This window comes from Phyllobacterium sp. GQ127 (assembly GCF_059758635.1).
Genome location: NZ_JCAXDZ010000026.1, coordinates 1 through 731 on the forward strand (window position 1 = coordinate 1; position 731 = coordinate 731).

Annotated in this window: 1 pseudogene; it reads right to left on the reverse strand. The window is 59.4% G+C overall.

The features are described 5' to 3' along the window. Nucleotides 1-151: 151 nt before the first annotated feature. Nucleotides 152-731 (reverse strand): annotated as a pseudogene (locus AC6CHM_RS25100) (hypothetical protein); the annotation flags it as partial.

The following is a 731-nucleotide window of genomic DNA, read 5'->3' on the forward strand; positions in this document are numbered from 1 at the left end:
ATCATCTCCTGCACGAAGGGCAGTCGGTTCGTTTGATCGACATCCACCCAGATGCGTCCGACTGACTGGGGTTGATCCTGAGCGCTCGCCATTGTTCCCGTCACCAAGAATGTTACAGCCAACAGGATTATGCGTGCCATTGCAACCAGACTCACCATAGGGAATCCTGCGACTGAATGGCGATTCCTTTCTCCTGCCGCTGCTTGTGCTCGGCCGCAATTCGCAACCGCAGGAACCTGACCGGATCGTCGGGGATTTGTGCCAGCCATTGCAGGGTGGCCTGTTCGGTTTCAAGCTTTGCCTCCAAAGCGTCCTGCACGGGTATGGTATCGTCGACACTGGCCCGGGTGGTTTGCCCGCCATTTTTGCCGGCACTGCCGCCGCTATCCGTCGCCGCGCCCTTGGAGGACCCCATCCCGGCCTGCAGTTCACTGTTGCGCGCGTCGCCGCGGCGGTCGACTTTACTGCTACCTGCCATCTGCGCATTGCCTGCAGCTTCGCGCTGTCCGGCCATTCCATCGCCGGATGTGGACTTCCTTCCCGCATCATCGTCGGAAGCTTCGTTTTCTCCGCCTTGTTTTTCCTTGGCGGCCGTCGAACTCGCAACGCCGGCTACAGTATCCCCCGCTTCCTTCTGGGTTTGCATCAAAGATTGAACGAGCTGGCGATTGGCGTATGCCGCATTGTCGCCGGGGTTGCGCTTGAGAGCGATATCATAAGCCCTTACGGCC